This window comes from Synechococcus sp. PCC 7335 (genome assembly GCF_000155595.1).
In the GTDB taxonomy this organism is placed as follows: Bacteria; Cyanobacteriota; Cyanobacteriia; order Phormidesmidales; family Phormidesmidaceae; genus Phormidesmis.
On the sequence record NZ_DS989904.1, the window covers coordinates 3,236,571 to 3,257,874 of the forward strand.

Genomic DNA, 21,304 nt, shown 5'->3' on the forward strand with positions numbered 1-21,304 from the left:
GCTTAAAATTCAACCGCGAAAGATGCTGAGATACCGAAGGGCGCCCCAGGGTTGACATATAATGACGAACCATAGCTAGTTGATGGGAAGTAATCAATGTCAAACAAGTTTTCGACGTTGAGCTGTGCTCGCCAGTTATCTCGCTTGTAAAACAGCGCGGCATCGGTACGGAAATAGTCTGGCAGCGTGAAGGAATTATCTATATCTCCTGGACGATCACCGACATATAGCAGCCCCAAGCCTGCACCGAGTCCGGCTAAATTACCTTGCTGAATTTCATAGGTTGTCCACAGGCTAAACTGATTATCCGGCACACCTTCTAGCTGGTTACCTTGAATGTCGGTCGTATCTTCGCTGACAAAGGCGTCAAGATAGTTGTAGGCAGCAGTAACATTCCATCCGGGTAAAATCTCGCCATTGAGGTTGAGATCGATGCCTCGACTGGCCACTTCTCCAGTCTGTATCGACAACAAAGGATCGTCAGGATCGGAAACAACAATATTTTGTCGACGAATGTCAAAGGCGGCTAGCGTGAGGCTAAGCCTATCGGTGACGTCTGTTTTTATGCCCACTTCAAACTGTCTGCCTTCTTCTGGCTCAAACGTAGAACCATTTCCATTTAAGAAGCCCGCACCGTTCGGCAAAAATGAGGTGGTATAGGATGCATAAAGCGTAATGGGTTCGATGGGCTTATATACAATCCCCAGTCTGGGCGTAAAGGCTTCGCTTTGATCTTCAAATTCTTGTCTGGGTTCACCCGAATTCCGTTCTGTTCGAAATTCATCTACGTAGTCAAATCGAAGTCCTGCTAGGAGTATCAGCTCAGGAATAATCGTAATTTGGTCTTGAATGTAGGCGCTAATCGTATCCACATTATCGTCACGAAAAAATGTGGGAGATTTCTCAAACGGCTCGTTCGTATAAACAGGATTAAACGCGTTGATCGGTGGAAATTCATTATCGAACTGAAAGGCCGGATCTTCCGCATCGTGGCGATATTCGAGTCCAAACAAAAGCTCGTGCTCAACACTGCCTGTGTTGAATTGGCCAACGAGTTCCGCATTAGTAAAAAATCTCTGATATGTGCCCTCTGCGAAGTACTCGACTCGCTCTGCTTCACCCGTGACTTCGTCAAAAGAGTTCACAAACGGGTAATATCTCTCGGGTTCGTATTGAAAGTATTGTGAGCTATGCCTTAAAGACAAGTTATCATTGAAGTCGTGGTTGAGCCGGTAGCCAAGACTAAACTGGTCCTGGGTAAACTCTCCAAAATCTTCATTCAGAAAGCGACTTCGAGGAACGTCAATCGGCTCGCCATTACTGTCGAAGGGAATGCCCTCATCTGTGGTCTCGCGGTCATAGGTATATTGCCCAAACACATCTAGCGACGTATTCTCGTTAATGTCCCAGGCGAGGGTAGGAGATACTTGCAGTCGCTCTCCATCTACAAAGTCGCGAAAGCTACCATAGTTCTCATAGGATAGATTCAGTCGATACCGGACATCGCCCGCCCCGGTCAGCGGCCCAGATAAATCAAGCGCTCCGTCGTATGATTCAAAACTGCCAGCACTGCCAGAAACTTCATGAAAAGGCTTACTTAGCGGCTGCTTGGTCACTAAATTAACGACACCCCCAGGGTTACCTTGCCCAAACAAGACTGATGCAGGGCCACGTAATACCTCGATTCTTTCTACATCGTTAGTGCTTAGGGGCGCTAATGAAAACGCTGAAATACCGTCGCGAAAGATAGTGTCATTGAGTCGAAATCCGCGAATGAGGAGGTTCGGGCCAAACGCACTGGTTCCTCTCGCACCATTTTCCACAATACCTCCAGCCGTTTCTAACGCATCGCCCAGCTCAGTCACATTGCGGTCTTCTAACACTGCTTCGGGAATGACCTGAATCGAGAAAGGAGTATCGCGTATCGGTGTATCTGTCCCAATCGCAGTGCTGGCACTTGACGGATTGTAGCCTTCATCGTCTTCGCCAGTCACAACCAGCCTGATCGTATCGCTCGTATCGTCAGCTTGGGCAGCACCTGGTGCAATGCTTATCGCTAATCCGCTAGCTGTACTTTCAAAATCAGCTATAGGCGGCGCATTGGAGCCTGTCACAACGACCCTTACACGCTCATCCGGCAACGCCGACACCTGAACTAACGCAATGCCTTCTGCCGGTTCAAACTGTTCTAACGGGTTATCTACCAACACCGCATTGGAGAATTCTGCAATCAACGCATTGCCCGATGCTGTTGTTACCCGCATATTTAGCGCTGTCTCGATAGTCTCTAATGTAATTTGCAAGCCCGTTTCAGATTCTTCAACCTGTATGCCCACAATCTGCACTGGCGCTGTTTCAGTTTGAGCCATCCAATTGGCGGTTACTGTATAACTAGCTTCTCCTATTCGAGAGTCAGCTATTTCGGCTTTAGCTCCAGTTGCCGTCAATGCAAACAGGGATAACACAGTCGTCATTAGCAATTGCCGTATTCTATGTAGCATTTCTCCTCACACACAGCGCTTAGCGCCTTATTGAAATCGATTCCTGATTAGGAGCTTATCAAAGGCGAGATGACTTAAGATAGTGAGTAGTAAGTGCTACACGGAATAGTTTGAACGCTGTGCGGATTTTGCGATGTGGATTTTAGTGCTGACGTAGATACTCTCTTGGAGAAGAACCGTACTTTCTGCGGAACGCAGCGGCAAAATAGCTACGGCTAGAGAAACCGACGCTGCGAGCAGCTTCAGAGACATTCATCTCTCCCTCTATCAGCAGCTGACGGGCGGTTTCCATGCGGTGATTGTGCAAGTAGCCAAACGCCGTCTCGCCAAATACTTGACGAAACCCTCGCTTCAATGTGCAGTCATTCAGACCTACTTGCCGCGCTAAATTCAGCAGCGAAGGAGGATCGCTAACTTGCTGCAAAAGAATCTTCTTAGCGTGGTGAATCCGCTCAATATCATCAGTTTTTAATCGGTTGGCCTGTTGTTTCACGTCATGTTGACGTAGCTCTTGGTCTATTAACAGCGTCATCAGCTCCCACACTTTACTTTCTAGGTAAGCCTTTTTAATCACGCCAGTAAAAGGACAGTTCAACAGCTGGTGTAGTGCCGTCTGCATAGCTGCTGTGGTCACACCAATGCGCTCGGTATAGATCTGCGTTTGATCTCTAAACAAATACTGCAAAGGCGTCTCTGTTGGATCGAAAGAGCTTCCTAAGAAACTTCTCAACACAGAGGGTTCAATATGGACATTGATTTCTAGAGAGGGTTCATCAGCCAGGTATACCAAGGTTTCTTTAGGTGCTATCCCACTACCGTATAAAGCATACTGACCCGACGAGATTGAACTAATGCACTCTCCTTTTCCCTCCACACAGAACACATATTCAATCGGGTGAGTTCGCTCAGGCAAACAAATTACCAACTCATCGTGTAGCTGACGCTGTTCGATGCCTAGCTCCAGCCCATCACGAAGCTCTATAGAACAATAGCTGCCCTGCCCTAACTGCACGGGATACTGCCAAACTGTTTCAAACGCTTCATTTTGTCGGTTGCAGGTTTTGTGCTCAGATTCATAGACCAAATGCCAGTAGTCTTCTTGTATTAGCGAAATCGTCATATTGACTACGGATATCCCTACAGGAAGCGAAAGTAGCTGTTGAGAATAATTCTTATCTATAAATACGGATTCGTCAAGCTAACAGGGAGGTTTGGTGTTGGGTCAAAACCCACCGCAAATACTCCGTCGAACGGTCAAAAAGATCCCTTCGCGGCTCCTTTTATGCAATCTGCTGAGATAAGCTGTCAAGCAGTGTGCATTCGTTTGCCATGATTCGCGATGGCCTCTATTTCTATCTGGCAAGTATTGGGTCGGCTCATTCGCTATGCGCCAAAGCTGTATTGCACAGACACTCTTTTATGGCTATGCATTGCGGGCTTGCCCATTGTTCCAGGCGTGATCATTCGCGAATTTTTTAATAGTTTGACCCAGCCGTCTAGCCAGACTCAATTGCTCCCTTTCGCTGCCTCCCCATGGCTCTGGATCGCGCTCCTGCTTGCCGTTGGTCTAGCTAGAGTTATCGCCATCTTTACCGGACGAATTACCAAGACGCAGCATCGATTTCTGATGAGTGCGCTTATCCGCCATAATTTACTATTAGAACTGTTCAAGCGACCGGGTGCAGAACTCGCAGCCCGTCAGCAGATCTCTCCCGGCGAAATTCTCAACTATTTTCGTGATGATGCTCAGCAGATAGAAGATACAGTTGCTAGCGTCAACGAGGTCTTTGCAGAGGCTGTCTTCGCGATCGCCTCTATCAGTCTTCTGCTCAGCGTCAATGCCAGAATAACAGCGTTTGTGTTTGTCCCGCTCTGTGTCATCGCCCTTCTCGTTCACAAAGCCGAACATCGATTGAAACGCTATCGCCGTGCTAGCCGTCAAGCCACTGCGCAGGTGACTGGTCTGATTACGGAAACCTTTAGCGCGCTGCAGGCGATTAAAGTCGCTGGGGCCGAAGCGGATATACTGCGCGAACTGAAGAAAAAAGGCGATCGCCGCCAAAAGCTGACCATACGCGATCGCATATTCACCACCTCTCTTGATGCGGGGTTTGAAGGCATCGTCAGTCTTGGAACTGCTCTTTTACTGCTGCTAGCCGCTCAGAGCTCACAGTCAACGTCCGCTCAAAACAGTCTCAGCGTGGGCGACTTTGCTTTGTTTGTCTACTATCTCTCCTTTATTACCTTTTTTCTAGCCTTCTTTGGCAGCTTTATCGCCGTTACCAAACACAGTGAAGTGTCGTTTGAGAGAATGGCAGCGCTAATCGAAGAGAGCACCTTGAAAAAAAAGAAAACCAGCCCAGTACGAGCACTTGTACATCCTTACCCACTCTACCTCAAGCCATTATTCAAACAGCCGCCGCTGTTACCACCACTGGAGCAAACGGCCCCAGCCAATGCTCTGATAGAACTACGGGTTGAAAATCTTACCTATCGCTATCCCAATAGCGTCAACGGTATCGAAGATATCAGTTTCAGTATAAAGCGAGGGAGTCTAACTGTCATTACAGGGGACGTCGGCTCTGGAAAAACAACATTACTCCGTGCATTGTTAGGGCTGCTTAGTGCGCAGCGCGGTCGCCTTTTCTGGAATGGGCAAAAGATTCTCGATCCGGCTAGTTTTTTCGTACCACCCCAGGCTGCCTACACACCTCAGATTCCTCATCTATTTAGCGCCTCTGTGCAAGAGAATATCCAAATAGGATGGAAGGAGCCCAATATGGCGATGGCAATAGATAGTGCGATCGCAACAGCTGCTCTTGATAGAGATATCTCAACAATGCCGAACGGCCTTGATACCCCTGTGGGCACTCAAGGCTTCCAACTTTCCGGTGGACAGAAACAGCGTGTTGCTGCTGCTCGCATGATCCTAAGAAAACCTCAACTTTTAGTCTTTGATGATCTTTCTAGTGCGTTGGATATAAAGACAGAAGAACAGCTATGGAACCACTTTCTGAGGCCAAGCAGTAACAATCAATCGTTCACTTGCTTAGCAGTTTCTCATCGACAGTCAGTTCTAGATTTTGCTAATCAAATCATTGTCATGAAAGCTGGTCGACTAGATAGAAGCAGAAGTCATCTTATCTAATCCACGATTGAGTTCCGGCAGGTCTAGGCTCTAATATCCATCCAGCTATCTAGTCCAAACATCTTGACGAAGATGTACTCGCGAAAGAGTTGATTTGCAATATTATTAGTGAGATTAGATCTCGTTACCGCATTGGGAAAAATTGATGCGCTTCAATAATTTGAATCATTCAATGCCTTTCATTATCTATGAAAAGATGTCAAAGAAATCAAAAGCATTTGGCTTCAATAATGTGCCTTTACTGTAATATTATTGAGAACCAGTCTCTATATATGTATTTTCTCTAAACCTTCTGCTACTGAGCTTGGCGACTATGAGTCTTTCTAAATCTTGTCTGGAACAGCATGACAAAGAGAACGCGATGACTAAAAAGTGGTTATTGCGCGGATTTTTAGTCGCAGCTGGGACGCACCTAGGGCTCTTTCCACTCATGGCCTTTATCCCGGCAGACGTTGCTGCACCACCCGAGCGGATTGAACTGGTCGTGACTAGTCCGACCGAGCCACTAGAAGCAGTCGTTGAAAACGGTCCTCTAGAAGAAATTCCGCCTGAAGAAACCGTTGAAGCATTAACAGAAGCTATTGCTCAGGCCGAATTAGCGGCGGCTTCCCAAGTCTCAGGCGGCTACTCCGCGCCTATCTCTTCTTTTCAGCCGGCACCGCCTCAGCCGGAAGTCGGACCGCTAGACGTCTCTGAGCCTGTAGAACCAGAAGTAGTAGATCCGGGAGTGTCTGAGCCCGAGCCTATTGAAGAACACATTGAAGAGTCCGCTACCTCAGATCCAGAGGTCGCAGACTCTGAAGAGCCTTCTGCTGAGTCAGACGCTGACGAGCCAACAGAATTAGAGCCTGAAGTCGCAGAGTCAGAAGAAGAGAGCGATTCAATTGAAACGGCAGCGAACAGCACAGAAGATGATTCTGATGCGCCTGACCTGACCGCTTTGCGAGATAGATTACAACGGGCTCAGGCGCGTGAAGGTACGAGAGAAGATAGTGACGCTACGCCCGCTGCTACGGGAGAAGATATAGAAACCGCTCGCAGAGACGGTCCCTCTGAAGGATCGGGATCAGGGACCGCCGAAGGGGATGGGGATAGTAGTGGTTCAACCACAGTGAGCTGTCGTCAATGCGATCGCCCAGAATATCCAGAAGAAGCCTTAGAAGAGGGTGTCGAAGGCTCTCCCTCCGTAAACCTAGAATATGATGAAGATGGAAATGTTATCGGTGCGGTGCTAGAGCAGTCGAGCGGTAATGCTGCGCTAGACAGAGCTGCCCTAGAAGCTGCCCGCAACTACGAAATGGACAGCGGCGGCCGCAGTGGGACGGTATCTGTTGAGATTGACTTTGGCATAGAAGGATCAGAGCGATCACGCGCCGCTCAAAGAAGAGGCGAAAGAGAATCTGTCAGCACACCTGCTCTCCCACCCGAACCAGAAAGCGAAGTTGTTCAAAGTCCAGAACCTACCGCAGCCCCACCAGCATCCGCCACCGAACCCGCCACCGAACCAACTACACCCGAACCAACTGCACCCGAACCGACTGCACCCGAACCAACTACACCCGAACCAACTACACCCGAACCAACTGCACCCGAACCCTTAACACCTGAGCCGACTGCGAGTGAAGAGTCTCCAGAGCCTGAGTCAGAAGCGCCAGCACCTGCCGCAGCGCCTGACGTGCCCGACACTTCTCTACCGGAACAAGAAGCGCCAGCGCCAGCGCCTGACGTACCTGATATTGCTCTACCGGAACCCTTAGCACCAGCCCCACAACCCATGGAACCGCCTCTGCCGCCACCGGAATCGGTAGCACCACCAGAGCCTGTTGTTCCTGACATTGGGCCACTAGAAGAATAGGCAAAAATAAACGCCCAATCAGTTATTGAGGCTTGATTCAGCGACGGGTTAACACTCTCAAGGCGATTTCCTGCACGACAGTCTATGGGAGCGCATAGGTTGGTTGTTGTCAATCGCCTTCAGTGATAAGCCTACGGCATGGCTTTGCTTACCGCCCTGCATAAGTCCGGTCCTTTCCACTGCCACTAGCATATCTTCGGATGTTCGCAAAGATATTGGCGTTCAAGTGCTTTCGTGATCGTATCTATCTCGATACCAACACCCAGGTTTGTGCTGTAGAAGGCTACTCTGATTCTTGCTTAGAGTTAACGCTAGATCCAATCTGGGACGCTGATAGGCATCACCAGCGAGCTAACCCTAATACCTTGTAACTCAGGTGCGAACTCAGGCATGGCATAGAACAACTCAGGTATGGCCTCAGGTACGGGGTTGGCAGGATAGGGCCGTCAACGCGATGAGGCTATGTGAAAGAGATGAAACAGTTACTGAGTGGGCTGTATCGGGAATGAGATTTGTATCAACTGGCTTTTGAGGAAGCGATGCAGCTGTACTGGCTGATGCTGCTGATGCAGGTAGAAGAAGAGGATTTGTTGGGTCAAAAGATTGTAGAAACGTCTCGGCGGGTATGCGCTGATCTGGCAGAGGCTTGGCAGGGGCGCTGCTGCTATGAGACGTTTTTGAACAAGCTGAATGAGGCGGTGATAGGTGTGGCTTCTATGGCAGACGTGGCTGGCGTTTGCGATGGAGTGTGGCTATGTGGGGTATGGTCCCGACTATTGCAAAAATAGGCCATAGGCTAGAAGCGCTGCGATAGTTGAGTTACAGCCATCGAAAAATTGACTTAATAGAAAAGTATTAACTAACGGACGCTTTGAGCCAGGCAAATAGTACATATGGTCTTAGCCATAGTTTGCTGAGGCAGAGTACCCTTGATACTCCGCATGCTTTGAAAAGTAGAAAGTAAGGCTCGATAATAAAGCAGGCTAATTTGCTAGCTTTTTGAGAGCACTTTGAGCCACGGTTTCAGCTCTAGCTGAGGTGACCTTTTGATATCTCAGCGTGGTCAGAATGGATTCATGACCCATCAACGCCCTAAGCTCCTCAATCCCCATTAGGCCAACACGTTCAGTCGCAAAAGTATGACGCAGATCGTGCAGTCTCGCACCTTCTAACTCGGGCACATCTACAATCAATCGCCGCCAGTTTTGATGCACCGTGCGGTAGCTGAGGCGACTGATACTGCCCGCTATCGGCTGCTGTGCGGTGAAGAGAGCCGGAAAACGATGATGCCGATAGTGCTTGAGGGAAGTATTGAGCAGCTAGGCTGCATCATCGCTGTAAAACCACCAGCGCTGTTTGTTGCCTTTGCCGATGACTTGGAACTTCTGTTGTTCGAGATTGACTTGCTCAAGGTCAAGTGCCAAAACTTCTGAAATTCGTGCCCCACTACGATGCAATAATCTGACAATATGGAAGAGGTTCGCGCAAACCCTGTATCCTTTTCCATGCAAGGAATACAGGGGATTGAAATTCCCTCTCTTAACAAGGGCAAGTCTTTAATCCGGGATAGATGTTCCGATCCGCGCAAACCTACGCTAAAACCCCTAATTTACAAGGGGTTTAGAAGGCCGCCGTCGCAATCACCCATCTTGGACGGGGTGGGTTGAAAGAAAAGTTTCAATACTTGGTATGCATATAACCAGCAGTCGCAATCACCCATCTCGGACGGGGTGGGTTGAAAGTGAGAGAGCCAGTTTTGCGCAGGACACGGCCTAAGTCGCAATCACCCATCTTGGACGGGGTGGGTTGAAAGTTTATGGACTAGGTGCAAGCTTTAAATTCAATCAAGTCGCAATCACCCATCTTGGACGGGGTGGGTTGAAAGCAAATAGTGCGTTGTTCTCATCACGTGCTGCTTTGTTGGAATCACCCATCATGGACAGGGTGGGTTGAAAGTCTATGAATATGTGGTTACTGATGAAACTGCTAAGAGCAAGCTGAATGGCGGGTTGAAAGAGAGCGCATCGTTGACATCCTAATCAACGATGTAGGTTAAGTTTATGTAGTGCATTTACTTGGCTATCATCAAGTAGCTGGCATATTGTCTTTCCGTACAAAAAGCTTCCTTATATTTCTATCTAGCAACAAAAGGAAGTCTTTTGTATGTCCTAGTGCCCTCCATTTTGGCAACAAATGATTCCTGAAGGTCGCTGGATGACATTTAATTTGTCACCACCAACTGGACGACATCAATTTGTCTTGGTGACATCAATTTGTCCTCGACGACACTAATTTGTCACCGATGACAAACAATGTGTCACTGTACAATAATGGACGTACGCCGACTCGAACGGCGGACCTCATCGATGTCAACGATGCGCTCTAACCAACTGAGCTATACGTCCTTATGGATTGATTACAGTGGCCATTGAATATACCATAGTGATCTTAGTAAAGGCAAGATTTGTTTGAGATCACCCAGGAAAATAGCATCTCAAAGTATGTGATAACAGGAGAATGAAGCTTCCAGGAACTCTGACTAACTTTTGATTGTCTCTTGTCTTTTTGGATATAGCAATCTGCTGTAGGCGTAGCCTCCTTCATGAGTATGCATTTATGAGTACGCATTCAGCGGAATTACAGAATTACTATGTCTATTACAGTATCCGACTGTATAGGACTGTAATGGCTAAATAATAAATTGCTCTCTAAGCGTACGTTGACCTAGCTTGATACGAACACCAAACTGCTCTCCGGCTTGGCCACTAAATCGAAGCTGGATGTAGTTATCAATCGCTCTAGAGGTTGCCTTTAGGTAATCAGCGTCGTTTCCATCGAGTACAGTAAGTTCAATACCCTCTGGTAGATAGAGCGATTCTCCTAGAGGACGCACCTGTAGAATAAAGCTAGTCCGTCTGTCGGCAGTTTGAGTAATGTGAACGACTAGAGCAACTCGAACTGATTGACTAAGGTGAGTCCCTAAGTCAACTAGCTTGGCACGGCTAATATCAGTTACAGTTGTCGGTGTATCTAGAGTAGGTGAGACCAAATCTGCAGAGGTGCGAAATGCTAAATCGAGCTCAGTCGGATTCATCAACGCCGCCGCTGTTTGCCAACCTTCGGCAATAATGCCATCTACCCATTTGCCAATTTGATTAAGAACACTCGGAGCAGTGCTTAGCTGACTCGATACTGCTGAAGACTGAGACGTTTGTAGCTGGTGAACCTGATCGATGAGCGTTTCAATCGGACCAAACCTATCTGTAGGAACGTACTCCATCTGAGGGACGTCCACACTAAAACCAGCTAATGTAGCCCGACGAGTACCTTCATCTAGACGGACCGCTATATAGCCCGCATGGCCATACCAATCCTCGGGCGGAATCTGACAGGTCTCACTACTTGAATTAATTAGTCGGCAAGAGAAGGTACCAATATCAGGCAGTTTGATATCAGCAACATTAGCTACTAACTGCATGATTGGATTCCAGCTATCGCTATCGGCTAAGTCAGTTGGAATAGCCAGTAGCTGTAAGTAGGTATTGACTGCACAGACAGCCAACGTGTTTTGTCTAATTTGTTCAGCCTTCTCGGGAATAGAGCACTGCTGAGCAAATCGCCCTGCAATCTGCATAGACTCAGTGGTAATAGGTATAACAATACCGGACTGTTGAGAATAGGTGGTAGTAACCATGTTCTAATCCCCGCCTTTATGGGGTGACAATAGTGAGTAAGTAGTTTTATAAACCGCCAAAAACGGCTTCTTATAATTATGTTGAAAGGTTATTGAAGGTATCCTTGCGACTTGCCAAACTCTCTAAGTAAGGGAAAGCATCGGCGATTGTAAAAGCTACTTAGCGTACCGATAGACAGTCCGTAGTCTTGAGAGAGTTGCTTCCAGGGGGTCTCTGGCGGCAAGCGCTTAAGAATTAAGAGCTGAGCGGTGACATTAGGATACTGGCTGATGTAGATAGATTTAAGCGTATTGTCCGCATCAGATTGTGCCCAGGTACGAACCTGCTCTAGTAGAGGGGGAATATCAGGAGGAGCGGGAAGCCTATCGATAGGATCTAAAACTGTGCCATCTTCCTTGCAAGCCACGCCACTAGACTGACTTTGAATATTGGCGCGCCGATAGTTTTCATCAATCTGAAAGTCTTGAAGGCGACGCTTTAAATAAGCATTTAGCCAAGTAGTTAGTTTAGCCCGGGTAGGATCATAGGCTCTTGCTGTTGTCGCCTCGCAGAGGTTCCGGCAAAAGTATATCCAAGTTTGCTGCAGCGCATCTGGGTAGTAGGTATCATAGGTGTGCCAAAGTTGCTCGGTGAGGACTTGAATCAGCTTAGTTAATCCTTTCTGTCTTTGACGGCTGCCAATAGGATGTTGGCATGTCTGCTGGACTAGATCTAATAGTGACTCAGGGCGATCGCTAGATGTATACATACGCTGAAGCACATTTTTAGGGGCGGAGACTTTACCCATGTGTCCTCTCATGAAAAATGCAGGATTAATCAGCTATCACCACTGGAATGAAAACTTCTGCAACTTTCTCCACGATATTGAAAGAAAACATTGGAAGAAACGTATCAGCGATTAGATAGTTGCCTCATAGCTATGCTGATAATGACCCTACCTTCAACCTACTTCCATGACCTAGCGCCCAAAAACCGTCAATGTAAACGCTAGCATCAGTAGTATGAATAACTGATAGCGCTACTTATGATAGAACGGTTAGGTAAGTAATAGCTTCTACATTCAGCTTTACCTAAACGTTATTTTACTCTATGGCTTCAAAAAGTCATTGTTGCCAGCCTCAGTACGAAACACCTCCTAGAGCACTTCACGGGTTCTATCCGACGGCCACACCTGGGCGTTCACAGATATACCATCAGGCCTTTCACGCCACCATCGTATCGCACTCGATTGGTCCTGACTGACACTAAGTGCTGAGCAGTTAACCCTTCAACTAGCTCTATCACTGCCGCTTTGCCTGCTACGTAGACCGCTTTAATCTCGTCGCGGCTGATAGTGAATTGAGGTGTGTTTTCATTCTGCTAGAGCAATCAAGGCTGATTCAGTCACGCGATCATTGTTAGAATCACTGAGGCGTGATAACTACAGTTGTCATAACGCGATGAAACCATAGAAAGGATATTCCAATGGCACTCTCAGAAGGCACAAAAGCTCCCAGCTTTACCTCTACCGACGATGCTGGTAACAGCGTTTCTCTATCCGACTTTTCGGGTAAGACAGTTGTGATGTACTTCTATCCTAAAGATGATACGCCTGGCTGCACAAAGCAGGCTCAAAGCTTCCGCGACTCATACAGCGAATACGAAGACAAAGACATTGTTGTTCTTGGTATCAGTATGGACGATGAAACTTCTCACAAAGCATTCAAAGAGAAGTTTGACCTACCTTTTCCGCTTATCGTTGATAGCGATGGCAAGATTGCCAAAGCTTTTGACGTCGAAGGCGGTGGCTATGCAAAGCGAGTGACATTCATTATCGATGGTGAAGGCACCATTACCAAAGTCTACGACAGTATCAATACCGAAACTCATGCCAACGATGTGCTTGCTGGTTTAGCTACATAGCTGCACACAACTACCTTGTGGGCATAGCCTGCTATGCCCACCTGAGCCCCTCTCCAACGCAACTTAATTCTCCTCGAGAAAACATTAAAGCAGAAGTATTATCCTCAACTACTAAGCCTAAAGTACAGTTATGCCATCGTAAAGATTACTGAGTATAAGAAGAAACCAATGAACATTGTCGTCAACCTGCGTGTTTCTTCCCTTTTTGACTATAGATGAGCGTGCCATTGTATACATGAATTACGTGATTCATTTCTCAATCAACTGTAGAAAAACTGACAACTTACTTGAACAACTTTAGAATCTGAGCAGACATAGAGATGCGGAATGCATGCCCCTGGATAAATTTTGTGAACCCATGCCAGCTAGCGAACTGATATACCTTAAGAAGATTCAATCAAGCACTTTACACACTTCTACTTTATGCGATTGTTCTCTACACACTCAAAGGTGATAAAAGTGGGAAAAGCAGCTAAAGGTGGGAATAAGTGGGAAAGCTAGGGACTACAGACACTAAAAGCAGACCTTACTAGCAGTCCTTAATATCACCTCGAATAATTCATTCATATCTTCTGAAAAGCTACCGAGTCCCCTTCCACAAGCTAGTCTAGTGTTTTTTATATCGGCACCTTTGTTAGGAGTAGAGACGGCAAGTATCTTCGGCATTTTATGGCATCGATAGCAACATCCGTTATTACTTCATTTTGCTGTCTCTCTACTTCTAAAGAATCTTTCAAAAGAACTGCTCAGTAGATGAGTAGAAGTTGAATTCTTTCTCCTGCATGCCTATTAATACCTTTGCGTCGCACTATCTGAAGGCGCTGACTCATCACACTTTTGATCTTACTTGGAGACCGATCAGAAATTTCGCTGGCCAAGAAAAAAAGTGTAGTTGTTTCTAGTATTACAAATCCCTCAAGCTATCCGAATAAATTTTTCATGAACAGTTCACTTTTCTTGTTAAAAAGTCTATACGACGGTAACGCAGATGGCATCTACGACCGCATTACCACGTACACTTATGATATGGTCGGGAACAGAATCAGAACTTCTACGGATACTAATGCGGACGGCATGCCTAACTCTATTACCAACTCTAATTACGATGCGGACGGTAACTTAATTGATCGCATCGAAGACACTGACCTCGACAACTTCGCCGATCGAAAAACAACTTTTACTTACGATGATGATGGGAATCTGCTCAGCGAGTCTTATGACACTGACGCAGACGGTTCTCCTAACTATGGCTATCTCTACACCTACGACGAGAAAGGTAACAGGACTAGCCAATCTTACGATGGTAATGGCGACGGGGAGACTGATCGTCAAACCACTTATGTTTATAACGACGACAACAACCTAATCCGGAAGTTAGATGATACTGACGCTAATGGCGCTCCTAATAGTATCACTAACTATACATACGACGCTGGTGGTAACCAGACTGGTGTCTTTTTTGACCCGACTGCTGCTGGTAAACCGACTTTCATTAGCACTTCTACCTACAATGGCAAAGGCCAACTAGTTAGAGTTGTTGATGACTTTGACGCCGACGACGTCGCTGAGCGTATCACTACTTTTACCTACAGTAGAGCTGGTAATCGAACAAGCAAACGAGAAGATACCAACGCCGACGGTACTGCCGAACGCATTACTACTTTTGCTTACGACAGAGCGGGTAACCAGATTAGGGAGACTTTAGATAGCAACGCTGACGGTAGGCCAAACCGCATCTATGCTTATACATATGATGTGCTGGGAAACCAAACTAGCGCTTCAATCGATTCTGATGCCGATGGAGTATTCAACTTCACATACACCTACGAATTTGGAACGCTGAATGCAGGTAGCGGTGTCAACCTCATTGAAGGTACTAGCGATCGCGATCAGATTGTGGGTACAGATGGCGCTAACACGATCATTGGCGGTGATGGCAATGACTGGCTAAGCGGTGGTGCAGGTAACGATACGATAGAGGGCGGTGATGGGAAAGATTTCCTGATTGGTGGTCTCGGTGCCGACATGCTAAAAGGTGGCAGCGGTATAGATACAGCTGACTATCGTACTTCAGCAACAGGTATTAACGTTGATCTAGATAGCGGTGTTGGAACTGGTGGTGAAGCTGAAGGTGATACCCTCACTAGCATTGAGCGGCTCTTTGGTTCTAACCTGAATGATGTAATCAGTGGCACAGACGAAGACGAAGAACTACGCGGTAATGGTGGCGATGATATCCTAGCTGGCCTTGCTGGAAACGATGTGCTGCGCGGTGGTTGGGGCAGTGATTCGCTCGATGGTGGTGCAGGCAACGACCTCTTACGGGGTGGCGCAGGGGCTGATATGATTTTGGGTGGTGGCGGCAGAGATACCTTTTATCTACGTCATCTCAAAGATTCACGTTTGTCTGGCTACGACCATATCACCGACTTAGAAGCCGGAATTGATCAGATTGCTATAGGGTTTTTCCCTGCTATTGCGGCTGGGGATATTGCGCAGGTAGGAAGCGTGGCTACTCTTGACGAAGCCAGCATTAGTGCTTTGCTAGATGAGTCAGCCTTTGGCGCCGAGACTGCAGTAGCCTTCACGCTGGGAAGCGGGAATAGCGTTCGCACATTCCTTGCGTTCAATGACGGTACTGCAGGGTTCCAAGAAAAAGCAGATAGTATAGTCGAAATCACTGGGTTTATCGGCTCACTAGCCGAACTGGCAATCGTATAACTACAGCTATCCAACTACGGCTACCTCTATAGCAGTCACTTAAAGCAGTTACTTTTAGCTTTCTGCGAGAATAACACTCTCTCGTTCTTTCCCATTGGCAAGCTCCTATTGACGAACAGCAAGTATGCGCTCAAGCAGCTAGCATAGAACACCCCATAGAACGCCGCTGACGATAGTTGTATGATTTAGCTATCGTCAGCGGTGTTTTATGACGATAGCTGGTTCAAATGGCGACATGATTCTATCGGCCAAAAAGGTATTGGTAATCGGCGGTGGTGGGCGAATTGGCCGCAGCGTTGCTGCCGATATTGCCAAATACGCAGGCGCCCAGGTAACGCTGACAGGTCGTCGTCTAACACCGACTTTCACGCTGCTAGACTCTCAAACCTATTGCTCTTTGAGCTTGGATGATGAAGCAGCAATAGAAGCGGTGATCGCTCAGCATGATCTGATTGTTCACTGCGCTGGTCCTTTTCGTAGCCGCAATCATCACATACTCACTAGCTGCATTAATCAAAGCAAGCCATATCTAGATGTGGCAGATAGTCCAGACTATGTAAATCAGGCACTGACCTATGGCGAGGAGGCCCAGGCAGCTGGCGTAACTGCGATTATCAGCACCGGCGTCTTCCCTGGCATTTCTGGCAGTATGGTGCGTCAGGGTATAGAACAGCTAGACACTGCTGAGAAGGTACATCTTAGTTACCTAGTCGCTGGGTCGGGGGGCGCTGGTCTTACCGTCATGCGAACGACGTTCATAGAACTGCAGACGCCGTTTATGTCGAAGGTGAATGGACGTTGGCAAGCGATCGCACCCTATAGCCAAAGAGAAGTCCTAACCTTTCCGCGCTATGGCAAAGGCGGCGTGTACTGGTTCAATACCGTCGAGGCGCTGACCATAGCTGATACCTTTCCAGAACTCAAAACCATTGTGACTAAGTTTGGCTCTGTGCCGGATTACTATAACCGGCTGACTTGGCTGATGGCTAGATTGCCTAGTGGCATCTTAAAGAACAAGACTGTAATCGAAGCGCTTTCTAAAATCAGCTATCAGATGACGCAGGTCACCGATTCACGAACGGGTGTCGGTATTGCTATGCGAGTTGAGATCGAGGGGAAGAAAGACGGAGAACCTCTTACTTATCTATCGACACTAGACCACGAGGATACCGCTTATTGTGCGGGATGTGGAACAGGCGCGATCGCTCAGCTAATTCTTTCAGGAAGACTAAACAAGCCTGGCGTTTGGTCGGTAGAACAAGCGCTATCTACTCCCTTATTTGAAGAGACTTTGGCTCAAAGAAAAATAGCAATCAAGCAGGACTTTTAAGACTTGCATAGCTGCTAGCTTTTTCTTTTGGATCCTAGAAAGTCTTAGATAAAGATTTTAGACACAAGCACAGGACTATGAGATCTCAATCAACAAATTAATATCTTTGACATTAGAATCGAGCCAATGTTCTAGTGACAAGAGACTTCACTGACAAGCTGCTCAAAGTTAGCAACAGACCTTTCAACGATAGATAAACTATCTTGCCAAAACTGCGGCTGGCTGAGGTCCTTTTGAAGATGGTGTTGGACAACGGCTTCAGCACTCATCGTGCCCGTATCACGCAGTAGGCGGGTGTAGCGCTGGTTGAACGTCTCCTGGGCATGGGGACTATGGTCGGGGGCAGGCTGTTGCGCGTAGATACCTAGACTAAAGAGATAGCCAAATAGATAGGGATAGTTGTAGAAGCCTAAGCTAGATATAGAGAAGTGTAGTTTGCTAGCCCAGAAAAGATTGTCATACTGGCTAAGACTTTCTTCAAACCAAAGCTGCCAGCTTTGATCCATCATCTCACACAGCTGATCAGGGCGAAGTGGACCAATCTTACGCGCTTCTACCAAACGCTTTTCAAACTCAAACCTAGCTGGAATATTGAGTAAAAAGATACCGGCACTTTGGGCATCTTGCCAGGCAATCTCTAGCTTTTGAGCAGGCGTATCGGCCTGCGCCATCAAAGCTTCGCGAACGAGGGTTTCAGCGAAAATACTGGCCGTTTCTGCTAAGGTCATTGGGTAGCGACATTTCATCGCTGGCAGATCGCGCATTACCCAGTTGTGCCAGGCATGACCAAGCTCGTGAGCCAGCGTGAGTACATTGGTCATGGTGCCTTCGTACGTCATGAAGATACGCGGCTCTCTAGGATTAGAGAATTTGGTACAGTAGGCACCAGTAGCCCGGTTGGGCGTTGGTTGACTATCTATCCAGCCTTTTTGGGCCATCATGATGGCAAAGTCTCCCATCTCTGGGGTGAGCTGATTAAAGGCATTCGCAATGAGAGCGATCGCCTCTTCAAACTCAATTTTCTGCCCATAGTCCTCTTTAGAGACTGGAGCAGGCGCCATCACATCCCAGGGATGCAGTCGAGATTGACCTAATGCCTTAGCCATTGCGTTTAGGGCCCTCTGTCCGATTTCCCGATTTCGATAGGTTGTTTCCATCAACGCATCAAGCGTCGCTCGATCGATTCGGCTCTGGTGACAGCTTTTGTCTAAGTAGTGGAGCTGACGCCGGTGTGATCGTTTCTTAGCTTCTTCTAGACGCCAACCGTTGATTGCATTGAGGCCCGCTGCAACAGGCGCCTGCTGGGTAGCCCAGATACTACGAATAGCGTCCCAGGCGGCCTTACGAGTTTCCGCATCAGGATGGCTTAGTAAGTTTGCGGCCTGGGCTAGTCCCATCTTTTCAGCTTGCACCTCGCACTTGAGCGTACCGGCTAGCTCGGTGTAGAGATTGCCCCAGGTATGGAGTCCATTAGTAGCTAGCGCAGTTATTAGCTGCTCTTGAGCAACGCCGAGCAGGAAATCTTTTTCTTTGCGACTGTGATGAAGTAGAAAATCTATTTCGCTCAGCGCTGGGTCTGCGAGAAGGGCAGTAATGAAATCTTCGCTAGCGCGCTGGAGAAAGACATTAAATGGCGTCATGCCTTCTAAGAGGTCGGCGCTAAGCTTTTGGAGGATGGGCATCCAGCTATTGGCGTTGGCATCTTGCGTGTCGATGCTAAGGGCGGTGTAAATATAAGTACTCACGTTGCCCAGTCGCTTGTGAACATCGTTGCGCTGTAAATGAATCGGTCGAATTTGCTCAATTAGGGCAGCGTAGTCGCTGGGCTCAATCGCTTCAGCCGTAACGACTTTGGCGGTGAAAGGTTGGCAAGCGGTGGCGATCGCATCGATATCTTGCCGTAGCTGATCGACGGTAGTTGCAATCAGCGGGTCAGCAGTACTAGAGAAAAAGCGAGCGTTGTTCCAGGTTGTGGGGTAGGCGGTGGCTAGGCGGTTTAGGGTTTGCATAGGGAAAGTAGAGAGGGTAAGAAATCGCTGCTTTGGAGAGAAAGCAAAGGTCAGAAAACAAATCCTATGAGGAAGGCGAAATGCTAGCAACTCTTTTTAGCTAACACCTAGCTAACGCAGTCGATGATAGCGGTCAGAGCGAAAAGCGTAATAGGCCACGTTGTCAGTGAAGTAGGGAACAAGACAGAATAATGACGATGGTGGGTTCGATCACTGGGATAGGTTATGAGTAGTTTAATTGGAAAACGCTTGCAGGGGGGTAAATACAAACTTGAGTCGGTGCTAGGCCGTGGAGGGTTTGGACTCACGTTTAGAGCCCGTCAGGTATATCTAGAACAAGTAGTCGTCATCAAGACGCTCAATGAGTCTTTTTGGACAGCGCCGAACCTGGATGATTTACAGCGGCAGTTTCAAGATGAGGCTAGGCGACTAGCGCTGTGCCAGCACCCTAACGTGGTACGGGTGACTGACTTTTTTGTAGAAGATTTTTTGCCCTATATGGTGATGGACTATATCCCGGGGCGATCGCTCTACGATATTGTTTTTGATCCTTCGAATGGACCGCAGCCGCTGAGCGAGACCATTGCGCTTAGATACATCCAGCAGATTGGCAACGCCTTACAGGCTATTCATACCAAGGGACTGCTGCATCGAGATGTCAAACCGCAAAACATCATGGTTCACGACCTCACCGGAGAAGCTATTCTAATTGACTTTGGCATTGCTCGTGAGCTGACTCCCAACCCGTCGCAAACGCACACCAGCATTGTCTCAGAAGGCTATGCTCCCATTGAACAGTACTTGCCCAAAGCGCAGCGCTCGGCAGCGACAGATGTGTATGGACTTGCAGCAACCTTGTATCTGCTACTGACAGCAGAGGTGCCAGTAGCAGCCGTGTTACGCGATCGCACGCCAATAATTCCCATTCAGCAGCTACGCCCAGAAATTAGCCAGGTGGTAGTAGATGCGATCACGCAGGGCATGCAGATTGAGCTAAAAGATCGGCCTCAATCTGTTGCTAGATGGCTATCGCTACTGTCCACGCCCCAGAAAACAAAACAGCAGACTGGATTTCTCAACCGCCCACAATCGTCGGCTTCTAAGCGCAAGCCATCCGTCCCGCTACCGCCCGCTTCTCCCTCACAGTTTCCCACTAAAGTCGTCGCGCCAGCCTACCAGTCAGACTACCCAGTGCTACCAGTCAACACTTCTGCAAAGACGGTCGCAGTTCCAGCGCCTGGAACCCACCAAACAAGAGTAGGACCTGTTAATCAGCCAGTCAATCGACCGATTAGTCGCTCAGATGACAGTAGCGCTCAAAAGCGAGGAAGTGGCTGTGGTTTGTTGACAATCTCCTTGCTGCTAATTGGGCTAGCTGCAGCCGGTGGTTTTTGGACAGTGCAACAGATTCTGGGTAGAGAGACAGATCCTTCAATACTTGATTCAACAGAGATTGAAATTCCAGAACCGATTCTAGAAGAACCGATCGAAGTCGTCCCAGAAGAAGATGAGTTGGAAGATGCTCAAGAGCAGGTAGATGAAGAGTCGGAAACCCTAAGCGAGACCTTAGAAGAACCTACCGAGGTAGTTCCACTGCCGCCTGAACCAGAACAACCGACTGAGGCCAGTGAGCAAACGCCCCCTTTACTGCTAGGCGATAGCGGTAATCCAGATAATCTTCAGCCGGGAACCTCTAATGAGATTGTGCCGATTCCTGGTCTGCCACCCGGTAGCTCTCAAAGTAGAGTAGAAGGGCGATTAGGTAGCCCAACTCAGTCTTCGACTGTGAATGGCTTTCCCACAAGCGTTTATAGCTTGATGCCAAATCGGGTCAGGCTAGCGTATGTGTTTGATCCTAACTCGAAGAAAGTGCGGCAGTCAGAAGTCACCTTTTCACCTGCTGTTGATCGCTATCAAATCCGGGCAACCTTACTCTCGACACTAGAAGGAAAATCTACGGTGGAGATTGAAACAGGACTCAATGCGGTGATTGATCGAGAGCGCGATCACTATGACTTTACTACGCAGGAACTATCAGGCACGATTACACGCAATCGCCATGGCTATGTCCACATCTATGTTAGAGGCTAAAGGCCAGAGACTAGAAAGTTAGCGTCTAGAAGATCCCTCTTTACACGGATGT

Annotated in this window: 12 protein-coding genes, 1 tRNA gene, 1 pseudogene and 1 CRISPR repeat array; of the genes and pseudogenes, 7 read left to right on the forward strand and 7 right to left on the reverse strand. The window is 47.8% G+C overall.

The window, feature by feature from the left end; all coding sequences use genetic code 11:
- Positions 1-2: 2 nt before the first annotated feature.
- Together S7335_RS13980 and S7335_RS13985 are read right to left on the reverse strand one after the other, a co-directional pair.
- The gene (locus tag S7335_RS13980) at positions 3-2,474 is read right to left on the reverse strand and encodes a TonB-dependent siderophore receptor (RefSeq protein ID WP_006454149.1); all 2,472 of its coding nucleotides are present in this window, start codon (positions 2,472-2,474) and stop codon (positions 3-5) included.
- A 169-nt stretch (positions 2,475-2,643) separates the two neighbouring features.
- Complete coding sequence (locus S7335_RS13985) at positions 2,644-3,621, reverse strand: AraC family transcriptional regulator (protein WP_006454226.1); 978 nt, start codon at positions 3,619-3,621, stop codon at positions 2,644-2,646.
- Between the two features lie 219 nt (positions 3,622-3,840).
- Here S7335_RS13985 and S7335_RS13990 point away from each other — a divergent pair, with 219 nt between their 5' ends.
- The 3 genes from S7335_RS13990 (at position 3,841) to S7335_RS14000 (ending at position 8,292) form a co-directional block, all read left to right on the forward strand.
- The gene (locus S7335_RS13990; protein WP_006453931.1) at positions 3,841-5,649 is read left to right on the forward strand and encodes an ABC transporter ATP-binding protein; all 1,809 of its coding nucleotides are present in this window, start codon (positions 3,841-3,843) and stop codon (positions 5,647-5,649) included.
- 361 nt (positions 5,650-6,010) lie between these two features.
- Entirely contained in the window at positions 6,011-7,504 is a 1,494-nt protein-coding gene (locus tag S7335_RS13995) for an energy transducer TonB (protein ID WP_006453443.1), read from the forward strand.
- 539 nt (positions 7,505-8,043) lie between these two features.
- Positions 8,044-8,292, forward strand: a complete 249-nt coding sequence (locus S7335_RS14000) for a hypothetical protein (protein WP_006456148.1) — start codon at positions 8,044-8,046, stop codon at positions 8,290-8,292.
- Between the two features lie 195 nt (positions 8,293-8,487).
- Here S7335_RS14000 and S7335_RS14005 read toward each other — a convergent pair.
- The 4 genes and pseudogenes from S7335_RS14005 to S7335_RS14020 all read right to left on the reverse strand — a co-directional run bounded on the left by S7335_RS14005 (position 8,488) and on the right by S7335_RS14020 (position 11,986).
- Positions 8,488-9,015, reverse strand: a pseudogene (locus tag S7335_RS14005) (tyrosine-type recombinase/integrase).
- Positions 9,016-9,137: 122 nt separating this feature from the next.
- Positions 9,138-9,460: direct repeats of the CRISPR family, unit length 37 nt; unit sequence GTCGCAATCACCCATCTTGGACGGGGTGGGTTGAAAG.
- Positions 9,461-9,835: 375 nt separating this feature from the next.
- Positions 9,836-9,909, reverse strand: a tRNA-Val gene (locus S7335_RS14010).
- Positions 9,910-10,193: 284 nt separating this feature from the next.
- Positions 10,194-11,198 carry a DUF1822 family protein gene (locus tag S7335_RS14015; RefSeq protein ID WP_006454825.1) on the reverse strand — a complete coding sequence of 335 codons (1,005 nt, stop codon included), beginning with the start codon at positions 11,196-11,198 and terminating at the stop codon, positions 10,194-10,196.
- Between the two features lie 89 nt (positions 11,199-11,287).
- A complete protein-coding gene (locus S7335_RS14020; protein WP_227499999.1) occupies positions 11,288-11,986 on the reverse strand; it encodes a sigma-70 family RNA polymerase sigma factor in 699 nt (232 codons plus the stop codon).
- A gap of 677 nt (positions 11,987-12,663) precedes the next feature.
- Between S7335_RS14020 and S7335_RS14025 the strand changes: the two genes are divergently transcribed.
- From S7335_RS14025 to S7335_RS14035, 3 genes are all read left to right on the forward strand, one after another.
- Complete coding sequence (locus S7335_RS14025) at positions 12,664-13,101, forward strand: peroxiredoxin (protein WP_006456227.1); 438 nt, start codon at positions 12,664-12,666, stop codon at positions 13,099-13,101.
- Positions 13,102-14,040: 939 nt separating this feature from the next.
- Positions 14,041-15,822 carry a bluetail domain-containing putative surface protein gene (locus S7335_RS27815; RefSeq protein WP_006455245.1) on the forward strand — a complete coding sequence of 594 codons (1,782 nt, stop codon included), beginning with the start codon at positions 14,041-14,043 and terminating at the stop codon, positions 15,820-15,822.
- 208 nt (positions 15,823-16,030) lie between these two features.
- On the forward strand, positions 16,031-17,152 hold the full coding sequence (locus tag S7335_RS14035) for a saccharopine dehydrogenase family protein (RefSeq protein WP_006457610.1): 1,122 nt from the start codon (positions 16,031-16,033) through the stop codon (positions 17,150-17,152).
- A gap of 131 nt (positions 17,153-17,283) precedes the next feature.
- Here S7335_RS14035 and S7335_RS14040 read toward each other — a convergent pair whose 3' ends face one another.
- On the reverse strand, positions 17,284-19,161 hold the full coding sequence (locus S7335_RS14040; protein WP_157620243.1) for a M3 family oligoendopeptidase: 1,878 nt from the start codon (positions 19,159-19,161) through the stop codon (positions 17,284-17,286).
- A gap of 225 nt (positions 19,162-19,386) precedes the next feature.
- Between S7335_RS14040 and S7335_RS14045 the strand changes: the two genes are divergently transcribed.
- The gene (locus S7335_RS14045) at positions 19,387-21,252 is read left to right on the forward strand and encodes a serine/threonine-protein kinase (RefSeq protein WP_006455778.1); all 1,866 of its coding nucleotides are present in this window, start codon (positions 19,387-19,389) and stop codon (positions 21,250-21,252) included.
- Positions 21,253-21,304: the final 52 nt, after the last annotated feature.

Bases quoted from the DNA above. Each gene is read 5' to 3' on its own strand.
- S7335_RS13980 (WP_006454149.1), bottom strand. From the start codon at position 2,474: ATGACGACTGTGTTATCCCTGTTTGCATTGACGGCAACTGGAGCTAAA.
- S7335_RS13985 (WP_006454226.1), bottom strand. From the start codon at position 3,621: ATGACGATTTCGCTAATACAAGAAGACTACTGGCATTTGGTCTATGAA.
- S7335_RS13990 (WP_006453931.1), top strand. From the start codon at position 3,841: ATGGCCTCTATTTCTATCTGGCAAGTATTGGGTCGGCTCATTCGCTAT.
- S7335_RS13995 (WP_006453443.1), top strand. From the start codon at position 6,011: ATGACTAAAAAGTGGTTATTGCGCGGATTTTTAGTCGCAGCTGGGACG.
- S7335_RS14000 (WP_006456148.1), top strand. From the start codon at position 8,044: ATGCAGCTGTACTGGCTGATGCTGCTGATGCAGGTAGAAGAAGAGGAT.
- S7335_RS14015 (WP_006454825.1), bottom strand. From the start codon at position 11,198: ATGGTTACTACCACCTATTCTCAACAGTCCGGTATTGTTATACCTATT.
- S7335_RS14020 (WP_227499999.1), bottom strand. From the start codon at position 11,986: ATGGGTAAAGTCTCCGCCCCTAAAAATGTGCTTCAGCGTATGTATACA.
- S7335_RS14025 (WP_006456227.1), top strand. From the start codon at position 12,664: ATGGCACTCTCAGAAGGCACAAAAGCTCCCAGCTTTACCTCTACCGAC.
- S7335_RS27815 (WP_006455245.1), top strand. From the start codon at position 14,041: ATGAACAGTTCACTTTTCTTGTTAAAAAGTCTATACGACGGTAACGCA.
- S7335_RS14035 (WP_006457610.1), top strand. From the start codon at position 16,031: ATGACGATAGCTGGTTCAAATGGCGACATGATTCTATCGGCCAAAAAG.
- S7335_RS14040 (WP_157620243.1), bottom strand. From the start codon at position 19,161: ATGCAAACCCTAAACCGCCTAGCCACCGCCTACCCCACAACCTGGAAC.
- S7335_RS14045 (WP_006455778.1), top strand. From the start codon at position 19,387: ATGAGTAGTTTAATTGGAAAACGCTTGCAGGGGGGTAAATACAAACTT.